Raw genomic sequence first — 10,285 nt, forward strand, 5'->3', positions numbered from 1 at the left:
GCCTGAGGCGGCCCATCAAGAAAAAAACAAATACTGGGCGCATAGAAAGGGATTAGCTGATATATGAAACCAAACATAAAAACCATTAGCCGGCTTACTGGCTTTTCTCCGGCAACAGTCTCCAACGCGTTGAACAACAAGCGGGGAGTCAACAGGGCCACGGCAGAGAAAATCTTTCAGACCGCCAGAGAGGTGGGGTACTTTGACGGGCTGAAAATCCAGCGAATCCGGCTGGTGGTGTATCAGGCGGACGGCTCGGTGGTCAACGACTCCCCCTTCTTCTCCCGGCTGATGGCCGGGGTAGAGGCGGAATGCCGGCGGCAGAACCTGGAAGCCGTCACCTGTCATCTGCAAAAAAACGACCCGGAGTACCATGCACGGCTCACAGAGCTCTTAGAGGACAGCAGCTCTGCGCTGCTGGTTCTGGCTACAGAGATGGACGCTGACGAGGCGGCAAAGTTCCAGAGGGCTCTGGCTCCGGTGGTCATTCTGGACAGCTGGTTTGAGGAGCTGGAATTCAACGCTGTTCTGATTGACAATACAGACGCGGCGTACCGGGCGGTGTCCTATCTGATTGAGCGGGGGCATACCCGTATCGGCCATTTGCGGGGGAAAATGCAGATAAAGAACTTTTACTACCGCCGCCAGGGCTATCTCCGGGCCATGACAGAGCAGGGTCTGCAGCCCGACCCCAAATATACCCTTACCCTTTCCACTGGCATGGAGTCGGCCTGCGCGGACATGGCCAGACTGCTGGCCCAGCAGCCTGAGCTGCCCACCGCCTTTTTTGCGGATAACGACATGATCGCCCTGGGCGCCATGCGCGCTCTGGCCCAGGCTGGGGTGCAGGTGCCGCAGCAGGTGTCCATTGTGGGGTTTGACGATCTGCCCTTTTGCGCCATATCCAGTCCGCCGCTGACAACCGTGCGGGTATACAATTATGAGATGGGTCAAGCTGCTGTACGCAGACTGATGGAGATTGCAGGAGACGAGAACAGCTACCGCACAAAGACCCAGGTGGCCAGCTCGTTTATCTGTCGGGACAGCGTGAGGGATATACGGGGCATTTAGGACTTTGCACGGCATTCCCCTCCCCATTCTTCGGGAGGTAATTCATACAGAAGGGTGATATGAGATGAGCAGGACAAAAATCAAGCTGGGCTTTGCGCCCACCCGTCGGAGCATATTCAGCGCACCAGACGCGGTGAAGTACCGGGGACTGACGGCTCAGCGGCTAAAAGAGCTGGATGTGGAGTTCGTGGACATTGACGGCATCAACGAGGAAGGGCTGCTGTACGATGAGAACGACCGGCTGAAGATTTTGGAAAAGTTTCAGGCAGCGGGAGTAGACGGCCTGTTTCTGCCCCACTGCAACTTCGGCACAGAATACCTCTGCGCCCGGCTTGCCAAAGACCTGAACGTGCCCGTACTGCTGTGGGGTCCCCTGGACGAACGCCCTGAGCCGGACGGGCGGCGTCTGCGGGATACCCAGTGCGGATTGTTTGCCACAGGAAAGGTGCTGCGCCGCTTCCGCGTTCCCTTTACATACCTGACAAACTGCCGGCTGGACGACCCAGTGTTCGAGCGTGGAATCCGGGACTTCCTGGCCGTGTGCAACGTGGTGAAAACCTTTCGGAACATCAAGATTTTGCAAATCGGGCCCCGGCCCTTTGACTTCTGGTCCACCATGTGCAACGAGGGGGAACTGCTGGAAAAGTTCAACATCCAGCTGGCCCCGATCCCCCTGCCGGAGCTGACTGCCGAAGTCAAAAAGGCCATGAAAGAGGGTGACGAGGTCAATCAGACCATCCACTATTGCCGGGAGCATATGGAGATCCATGTCACCGATGAGCAGCTGCAAAACGTAGCGGGCCTTGCTGTGGCCATGGAGCGTCTGGTGAAGAAATATCACTGCAGCGCAGCCGCCATTCAGTGCTGGAACGCTTTGCAGGGCGAGCTGGGCGTCATGCCCTGCGCGGCCAATGCGCTGCTCAACGACAAGGGCATCCCGGTGGTGTGCGAGACAGATATTCATGGGGCGGTCACAGCTCTGTTGGCCGAGGCTGCCGCCAATGACGGCGCCCGGGGCTTTTTCGCGGACTGGACCATCCGCCACCCGGACATAGAGAACGGGGAGCTTTTGCAGCACTGCGGCCCCTGGCCCCTCAGCGTGGCCGGGTGCAGACCCTGCATCACCTATCCCCTGGCCTTTGACTTTCCGGGAGCCATTACCGCAGAAGCCAAGCACGGCGATTTGACTCTCTGCCGGTTTGACGGAGACAACGGGGAATACAGCTTGCTGCTGGGCAACGCCAAGGGGGTGGACGGTCCCAAGGGTATGGGGACCTACCTCTGGGTGGAGGTGGAGAACATCAAACGCCTGGAAGCGAAAATTGTGGAGGGCCCATATATCCACCATTGTGTGGGTATTCATAAAGACGTGGTGCCAGTGCTGTATGAGGCCTGTAAGTATCTGGGCATTACGCCGGACCTGTATGATGAGAATGAGGCCGAAGTCAAGGCCTATCTGCGCGGGGAATAACCCCAGAATTTTCTACCGGCGGGAAGAAAAAGCTGGAAGCTTCTTTCAGCTGCCGGGGACTGTCATTACTCAAAAGAAGAAAGCAGGGATATCTTGAACATACACGATTTGGAGCTCCTCAGCTGGGACTTGCGCCAGCAGGCCCTGGACATCATCATGGCCGGAGGCGGCGGGCACATCGGAGGTGATATGAGCCTGATGAACGCCCTCCTGGTTCTTTATGAGAACCATCTCAACATCCCCACTGCCAACGACCCTGACCGGGATCGGTTTGTGCTCAGCAAGGGCCACTCCATGGAGGCCTATTACGCGGTCCTCTGCCACAAGGGCTTTCTTGACTTGACGGACGTGACCGCAAGATTCTCCCAGTTTGGTTCCCCCTACATCGGCCACCCCAACAACAAGCTGCCGGGCATTGAGATGAACTCGGGCTCACTGGGCCACGGTTTGCCGGTATGCGTGGGCATGGCTTTGGCTGGCAAAAGAAGTGGAAAGGGCTACCGGGTGTACACCATTATGGGCGACGGCGAGCTGGCTGAGGGCTCTGTCTGGGAGGGGGCCATGGCCGCCGGGCACTATTGCCTAGACAATCTCTGCGCAGTAGTGGACCGCAATAAACTACAGATTTCCGGCCCTACGGAGAATGTGATGAGCCATGAGCCTTTGGCAGAACGTTTCACTGCCTTTGGCTGGAATGTAATAGAAATCAACGGTGACAGAATTGCAGAGGTGGACCAGGCTTACTGTCAGGCCAAGGAGGTCAAAGGGAGGCCTACGGTTATTATTTCCAACACGACCAAGGGATATGGCTCTCCGCTGATGGAGAACAAGGCGGGCTGGCATCACCATCTACCTGACCAGAAGGAGTATGAGCAGCTTAAGCGGGACTTTGCCGCAGGAAAGGAGCGTGCCCGGCATGAATAATGTTCCCAACCGCCAGGTCATTTGCGAGACCCTAATGGCTCACGCGGAAACCGATCCGGATATCTTTGTCCTGTGCAGCGACAGCCGGGGCAGTGCGTCTCTGGCCCCCTTTGCCGAGAGGTTCCCCGCGCAGTTTGTGGAGGTTGGCATTGCGGAGCAAAACCTGGTGAGCATTGCGGCGGGTCTGGCTGCCTGCGGAAAGAAAGCATTTGCCGCATCTCCCGCCTGCTTTCTCAGCACCCGGAGCTATGAGCAGGCCAAGGTGGACTGCGCCTACTCCAACAGTAATGTGAAGCTTATCGGCATTTCCGGCGGCGTCAGCTATGGGGCTTTGGGCATGAGCCACCACTCGGCCCAGGACATTGCTGCCATGAGCGCTCTGCCCAATATGCGGGTGTATCTCCCCAGCGACAGGCATCAGACCAAGCGCCTGATTCAAGCTCTTTTAAGGGACGAAAAGCCTGCCTATATCCGGGTGGGGCGCAATCCAGTAGAGGATATCTACACTGACAAGGACTGCCCCTTTACTCTGGACAAGGCCGTATGGCTGCGGGGCCGGGAGGAGCGGGTCAAGGCTGCTCTCATCGCCTGTGGCGAGATGGCGCGCCCTGCTTTGGAGGCCGCAGCGCTTTTGGAGAAAGCCGGTATTGCCGCCAGTGTACTGGATATGTACTGTGTAAAGCCTTTGGACAAAGAAGCCGTGATACAAGCAGCGCAGATGGCAGATATTGTGTTTACAGTAGAGGAGCACTCTCCATATGGAGGATTGGGCAGTATGGTCGCTCAGGTACTGGGAGAGCATTGCCCCAAATATGTAAAGTGTCTGTCCTTGCCAGACGCGCCGGTCATTACCGGCACATCGCCGGAGGTGTTTGCCCACTATGGGATCACCGGAAAGGGTATAGCGGCCACAGTGGAGGGTGTGTTGAAGTGAAATATATTCTCAGCATCGACCAGAGTACCTCGGGCACCAAGGCCTTGCTCCTGGACGAAGCCGGGGTGCTGGCAGGCCGGACGGATGTGCCCCACCGGCAGATTATTGGCCAACAGGGCTGGGTCAGCCATGACCCCATGGAGATTTACCGCAACACCATTACAGTGACAAGAGATTTACTTGACAGCACAAGAGCTGACCCGGCGTCTATTGTGGCCATGGGCATCAGCAACCAACGGGAGACCGCCCTCATCTGGGACAGGGATACTGGCGAGCCTGTGGCGGACGCGGTAGTCTGGCAGTGCGGCCGGGCCCAGCCCATCTGCGACCGGCTGGAAAGCCACGCGGAAGCCATCCGCCAAAGAACCGGCCTGCGGCTGTCCCCCTACTTCCCAGCGGCCAAATGGGCCTGGATTTTGGAGAACACGCCCGGCTTATCAGGGCGCAGCCTATGTGCAGGAACCATGGACAGCTGGCTGATCTTCAAGCTCACCGGCCAGCACAAAACCGACTACTCCAACGCCAGCCGGACCCAGCTGTTTCATATCAGCGCCTTGACATGGGATGAGGAATTGTGTCATCTGTTTGGTATAGCCCCTCATATGCTGCCCGAGGTCTGCATGAGCGACAGCTGCTTTGGAGAAACCGATATGGATGGCATACTCCCCCACCCAATACCCATATATGGTGTGCTGGGCGATTCCCACGGCGCACTATTCGGTCAGGGCTGCGTAAAGCCGGGCATGGGAAAAGCCACCTATGGCACGGGTTCTTCCGTCATGGTGAACGTGGGCAGGCAGCCTGTCTTCAGTAGCAATGGCGTGGTCACCTCCCTGGCCTGGGGGCTGGGCGGCAAGGTGGAGTATGTGCTTGAGGGCAACATCAACTACACCGGCTCTGTCATCAAATGGGTGGTGGAGGACCTGGGACTGCTGAACTCCTCCAAGGAGGCGGGCGCTGTAGCTGCCGGGGCCAATTCTGAGGATGAGGCCTATCTGGTCCCCGCCTTTACCGGGCTGGGCGCACCCTATTGGAGGTCTGATGCCAAGGCCATTCTCTGCGGCATGAGCCGAAGCACCGGCCGGGCAGAGATTGTCAAGGCCGCAGAGGAATCCATCGGGTATCAGATTGCAGATGTGATAGACGCTATAACATGTAAAGGCGTTAGCTTGACAGAGCTGCGGGCAGACGGTGGGCCTACCCGTGACAGCTATCTGATGCAGTTTCAGGCGGACATTCTGGGTCTGCCTGTGGCTGTGCCTGAGCGGGAGGAGCTCTCTGGTATTGGAGCCGGATACTGCGCGGGCATTGCCTGCGGGCTGTACCCACCAGACATCAACACCCGGGCTGAACGTACCGTATACCTGCCAAAAAATGACAAAGCCTGGCGTGAACAACGCCTGCACGGCTGGAAAAACGCAGTCAATATGCTGCTTTAAGGAGGAAAACCATGCAAACCGTAGAAAAATGGGGCATGCTGGAAATCAGCGCCCCAGGCAAAACCGACGGCAACCCCTTTACAGACTACACCTGTACGGCCGTTTTCAAGGGTCAGAATGAGACCGTGACAGTAGATGGTTTTTATGACGGCGAGGGCGTCTACAAGGCCCGGTTCATGCCCAGCTTTGAGGGCGAGTACACCTATGAGATGAGCGGCAGCTTTGGCGGGACTGTCACCGGCGGATTCACTGTTACCCCGCCCGCAGAGGGCAACCACGGCCCTATGCGTGTGGTGAACCAGTTCCACTTTGCTTACGAGGACACTACGCCCTACTACTCTGTGGGCACCACCTGCTACGCCTGGGCCCACCAGCCTGAGGAAACCCACCGGCAAACCCTGGAAGAGCTGGACAAGGGCTATTTTAACAAGATGCGCTTCTGCGTGTTTCCCAAGCACTATATTCACAACTTCCGGGACCCGGAGACCTTCCCCTATGTGGGCACGCCCGTGGACAATTCTGGCCTGTGCGAGGAGAATTTTTCTTATCGCGTAAGCTTTGAGGGAAATGATTGGGACTTTACCCGGTTTAACCCAGAGCATTTCCGGCGGATGGAACGCTGCATTGTGGAGCTGATGGAGCGGGGAATTGAGGCGGACATTATTGTTATGCACCCTTACGACCGCTGGGGGTTTTCTGCCATGACGCCGGAGCAGGACGATCTGTACTGGAAATATGTGGTGGCTCGGTTTGCCGCCTACCGCAATGTATGGTGGAGTCTGGCCAATGAATATGACCTGCTTTTTGGCAAGAAACTGGAGGACTGGGAGCGGTATGCCAAAATTCTCTGCGAGAAGGACCCTTACAGGCATCTGCGGGGCATTCACAACTGTATGGCGTTCTACGACCACAGCCGCCCCTGGGTCACTCACTGCAGTCTGCAAAGGCAGGACCTTTACAGGCATGTGGAGTACACGGACGAATACCGCACCCGCTGGGGCAAGCCCATTGTTTGGGATGAAATCAGCTATGAGGGCAACGTGGACATGGGCTGGGGGAATATCTCCGGCCAGGAGCTGACCCGGCGCTTTTGGGAGGCCAGCATCCGGGGCGGCTACGCGGGTCACGGGGAGACCTTTGTGGACGAGGACAACGACATTCTCTGGTGGAGCCACGGCGGTCCCCTCCATGGGGAGAGTCCGGAGAGAATCCGCTTTCTTCATAAAATTCTCTGCGAGACCCCAGGTTACGGCCTGAAACGGGGTCAGGGCAGTTTTGACGAAACCGTGGGCGTACCTGACGGCGTGGACTTCCTGGGCCCAGATGGCGCCCCTGGCTATGAGATCCATTACTATGGTTTTGGCCGGCCCAGCTTCCGGGACTTCCATAAGTCTCCGGAAGACAAGTGGAAGGTGGAGATTATTGACACCTGGGAGATGACCATTGTAGATGGCGGCGTCCATAGCGGCAAGTTCCGCGTTCAGCTTCCTGGCAAGGAGTATATGGCTGTGAGGCTGATCAGGCAGGGCTAAGAAGCGGTGAAAATAGAAACAAGGCGTGATCTCTATATTAGGGTCATGCCTTGTTTTTATATATTGAGAGCTCTCAGTGAACATCTCCGGACAGGGCTGTTTGGCTCTGGGGGCACGGCTAAGAGCGTTTATGAGTAATGTAGTTAAGACACAACAGACACTTCGTCCACCTAGCTTCCAGAGCTGTAGTAGCCCTAGGCTGAGACAGAACAATCGCAGTTGCTGGATATTTGTAAAAATCACTGAGGGACTTGCCATCGCAACTTACCGATCCCCCGCATCGCGCCTTTCTTCAGTGTATTCAGATGCACCTAATTCAAAAGGATGCTGTACTGGTTACTACTGCCAGGACAATTGGCAAAACGGCCATTGCCGGCTAAGCCATGTTCTGCAATCAGGCTGTTCAGGCATTGTCTTTTTCGAGAGAATACCATTCTCCCACAATATGGCTATTACTTCCTGCACAGCCAGCAGTCACTACTAGTCCAATTAACCAAAAAAGTAAGTATCGACATTCTATCCAGGGAAAAGTTGCAGTCTGTGCTGATTCGGTTCCCCCCTATCCCTGTCCAAGAGAAGATGGTTGCACAAATGTGCTTGCCAGAAATTCTGTGTAACAAGGCGGAACAATTGGAAATGTTCCTAAAGAAATATTTGTTGTTAACAACTATTCAGGCTGCAGAGGGTATAAGAACATATACTCCTATAGGTGATTTGTTGGCAGAACAACCACTGACCGGGTTGAGAGCAAAAGCCTCTCTCACCGGAAACGGAGTTGCGATGGTGAGCAAGCTGAGTAAAGACAACAGTAGACTGGCCGAGCTGGAAGCTTGTTGTGGGTGCAGGTTTCGGAAATGCAGCTCAGCCGCTACAGTTTGTGCACGATGGACATCCTGCTTCGTAGCTTAGTGACGTATACCAGTATACGAGGCGCCCTGGTGGATATGCTTTCGGAGGAGGCACTGGTGGGCGGGAACCTAATCCGGCTGCGCCTGCGTCCTCCGTTTTCTCCAACATGGCTGTTAGCTTGGCTGCGGGGACCAGGAGGCGACCAGCTGTACGTCAACGGAAAGCTGCAAAAACAGATGTTACAGCAATATCTGGTTCCAATCCCAAAACAGCCAGAGGAACTTCAACATAAACTTTTGTTATTCTTTACACTAGAAGAAAAGGCAGCTGTAGCTTTGCGCGAAAAACGAGAAAACTTTGCAGACAATCAGCTCGTCTTTTTCTTGCAGTTTCCATGCTCCTCCAGGATCAAGTTTTCCCCTGTCCTGTGCTGCTGGTTCGCTATGTATTCCAGCAGCTCCGACAGGTCGCAGTCCAAAGCCTCACAGATTTTGTCCAGGTGTTCAAAGCTTACCCGCTCAGCTACTTCTTGATATAATTCACTGATTGTGCCGGGCCGGATGTCTACAAGCCCCCGCAGTGATACTTTACACAGCGGAACAGATTCACCAGGTTGCCGTTGATATCGTTATAAACCTCCATCTGGCCCGCCTGCTTTTCCTTGGCGAAAAGCACCCAGGCCGCGCCGCCGAATACCTCAATATATCGCTCCACCTTGTCCGTGGGGAAGCGCTCCAAAATGGCTTTGCGCAGCATACGCTTGCCGCCGATCCAGCCCATAAAGCTGCCCATAGATAGTCCATCCCTTCATAAAAATTAAGGGGCAGAATCCTCGGGCGGACTACCAAAGGGCAGCAGGTTATTTCAGCTTTTCCGCAATCCGCTTGGCAATGACAGCGGCCTTACACTCGCTATGGGTCAGGCCCAGCTTGCCGCCGCCCACGCCAGAGATAATATCTTTCTCCACTAGCTCTCGGATATCATCCCGCCTGTAGCCGGGCACCTCATCCAGGGCGTTGTATGTGGGGTTAATATCATCATACATTTTCTTGAACCGCTTGCCATCCATGATGCTTTCCTCCTTTGCCGCCGGGTCTTTAGCTGAGGCGATTTTGTTAATGTAATCCAGGCACACCCAGCCCTCGCCGGTGTAGCCCCAGCAGCCGTCCTCCTTGGTGATGGTGACCACCGTGCCGTCTGTGTAGACCTTGAGCACCTGGCCGCTGACCGGAGCCGTGCGGCAGTTCAGGCCGTCGGCGGCGTTCACCTGGCCTTGATACGCCTTGAAAGGCCCGGCGGGTGCGCCTCTGAGTTTCTGGTTGACCTCTTTGGCGATCTGCCCCAGCCGGTTGTAGATGTAGTCGCCGGGGCAGGACTTGTTGGCATAGTCCCGGTGTACCGTCAGATTGCAGCCGTTCCGATGGTTCATGCGGGTGTTTTGGTCTGTGGACCACACCAGCTTCTTGATGCCGTTTCGCCTGCAAATGTCCGCGCACAGTTCGATCAGGGATTTCCACACATTGGCGTTGATGGCGTAAGGGTAGAACCCGTCGCTGGCGCACTCCATAGTGATGGCCCGGTGGTCGTTGCTGGGGCTGGAAGCGCACCAGGAGCGGTCCCCCTCGTCCACAATGGTACAAATGCGGCCGTCCTGGCCAATGGCATAATTGCAGCTGCATCCCGCTGTCTGGAAGTGGCCGCACAGCCCCTCCACGCTCATCTGGCCCACCACGCAGTGGATGGTGATGGTGTCGATTTTGTGATTGCGGGGGCCGTTGCAAAAGGGGCTGATCACCCGCTTGCAGCTCAATGGGCTGTTACTCATCCCGCACCCCTTTCTCCGGCTCGAAAATCTTACCGGGCATCAAAATTGTGTCCCTGGATGTCCGCACCTTTTCAATCAACTCATGGATAGGCGCAGCGCCTGCGGACAGGATCAGGCTGGTCATGACATAGGCCACGGCGGGCAGCTGGGCCGTATAGCCAAACATGGCGAACACGTCCAGCTGGAAGAGGAACGCAAACAAGATACCCAGCGCCGCAGTTCACGCCGGGGCTTTTACAT

General features: G+C 56.1%; 9 protein-coding genes and 1 pseudogene. 6 read left to right on the forward strand and 4 right to left on the reverse strand.

The genetic code is table 11. From position 1 onward, the window contains the following. Positions 1–63: 63 nt before the first annotated feature. The 6 genes from ACTO5E_RS08155 to ACTO5E_RS08180 all read left to right on the forward strand — a co-directional run bounded on the left by ACTO5E_RS08155 (position 64) and on the right by ACTO5E_RS08180 (position 7,371). Positions 64–1,071 carry a substrate-binding domain-containing protein gene (locus ACTO5E_RS08155; RefSeq protein ID WP_482302918.1) on the forward strand — a complete coding sequence of 336 codons (1,008 nt, stop codon included), beginning with the start codon at positions 64–66 and terminating at the stop codon, positions 1,069–1,071. A gap of 64 nt (positions 1,072–1,135) precedes the next feature. After that, positions 1,136–2,542 carry an L-fucose/L-arabinose isomerase family protein gene (locus ACTO5E_RS08160; protein ID WP_482302919.1) on the forward strand — a complete coding sequence of 469 codons (1,407 nt, stop codon included), beginning with the start codon at positions 1,136–1,138 and terminating at the stop codon, positions 2,540–2,542. A gap of 93 nt (positions 2,543–2,635) precedes the next feature. After that, complete coding sequence (locus ACTO5E_RS08165; protein ID WP_482302920.1) at positions 2,636–3,466, forward strand: transketolase; 831 nt, start codon at positions 2,636–2,638, stop codon at positions 3,464–3,466. Further along, positions 3,459–4,400 carry a transketolase family protein gene (locus ACTO5E_RS08170; protein ID WP_482302921.1) on the forward strand — a complete coding sequence of 314 codons (942 nt, stop codon included), beginning with the start codon at positions 3,459–3,461 and terminating at the stop codon, positions 4,398–4,400. Before ACTO5E_RS08165 ends, ACTO5E_RS08170 begins: the two co-directional genes overlap by 8 nt. Further along, positions 4,397–5,839: an FGGY-family carbohydrate kinase gene (locus ACTO5E_RS08175; protein WP_482302922.1), complete on the forward strand. Its 1,443-nt coding sequence runs from the start codon at positions 4,397–4,399 to the stop codon at positions 5,837–5,839. The genes ACTO5E_RS08170 and ACTO5E_RS08175 overlap by 4 nt, the downstream gene beginning before the upstream one ends. Positions 5,840–5,850: 11 nt before the next feature. Further along, complete coding sequence (locus ACTO5E_RS08180) at positions 5,851–7,371, forward strand: DUF5605 domain-containing protein (RefSeq protein ID WP_482302923.1); 1,521 nt, start codon at positions 5,851–5,853, stop codon at positions 7,369–7,371. A gap of 1,216 nt (positions 7,372–8,587) precedes the next feature. On the opposite strand, the gene ACTO5E_RS08185 is transcribed toward ACTO5E_RS08180, so the two are convergent. The 4 genes and pseudogenes from ACTO5E_RS08185 to ACTO5E_RS08200 all read right to left on the reverse strand — a co-directional run bounded on the left by ACTO5E_RS08185 (position 8,588) and on the right by ACTO5E_RS08200 (position 10,247). Next, positions 8,588–8,815, reverse strand: coding sequence for a helix-turn-helix domain-containing protein (locus tag ACTO5E_RS08185; protein ID WP_482302928.1), 228 nt, complete (start codon positions 8,813–8,815; stop codon positions 8,588–8,590). Beyond that, a pseudogene (locus tag ACTO5E_RS08190) lies at positions 8,788–9,012 on the reverse strand (DNA adenine methylase); the annotation flags it as partial. The gene ACTO5E_RS08185 and the pseudogene ACTO5E_RS08190, both read right to left, overlap by 28 nt. 67 nt (positions 9,013–9,079) lie before the next feature. Continuing rightward, complete coding sequence (locus ACTO5E_RS08195; RefSeq protein ID WP_482302924.1) at positions 9,080–10,045, reverse strand: N-acetylmuramoyl-L-alanine amidase; 966 nt, start codon at positions 10,043–10,045, stop codon at positions 9,080–9,082. Further along, positions 10,038–10,247 carry a hypothetical protein gene (locus ACTO5E_RS08200; protein ID WP_482302925.1) on the reverse strand — a complete coding sequence of 70 codons (210 nt, stop codon included), beginning with the start codon at positions 10,245–10,247 and terminating at the stop codon, positions 10,038–10,040. Before ACTO5E_RS08200 ends, ACTO5E_RS08195 begins: the two co-directional genes overlap by 8 nt. Positions 10,248–10,285: the final 38 nt, after the last annotated feature.

This window comes from Acutalibacter sp., from assembly GCF_056800975.1.

Excerpts from the sequence above, each read along its gene's own strand:
- ACTO5E_RS08155 (WP_482302918.1), top strand. The coding sequence starts at position 64 with ATGAAACCAAACATAAAAACCATTAGCCGGCTTACTGGCTTTTCTCCG.
- ACTO5E_RS08160 (WP_482302919.1), top strand. The coding sequence starts at position 1,136 with ATGAGCAGGACAAAAATCAAGCTGGGCTTTGCGCCCACCCGTCGGAGC.
- ACTO5E_RS08170 (WP_482302921.1), top strand. The coding sequence starts at position 3,459 with ATGAATAATGTTCCCAACCGCCAGGTCATTTGCGAGACCCTAATGGCT.
- ACTO5E_RS08180 (WP_482302923.1), top strand. The coding sequence starts at position 5,851 with ATGCAAACCGTAGAAAAATGGGGCATGCTGGAAATCAGCGCCCCAGGC.
- ACTO5E_RS08195 (WP_482302924.1), bottom strand. The coding sequence starts at position 10,045 with ATGAGTAACAGCCCATTGAGCTGCAAGCGGGTGATCAGCCCCTTTTGC.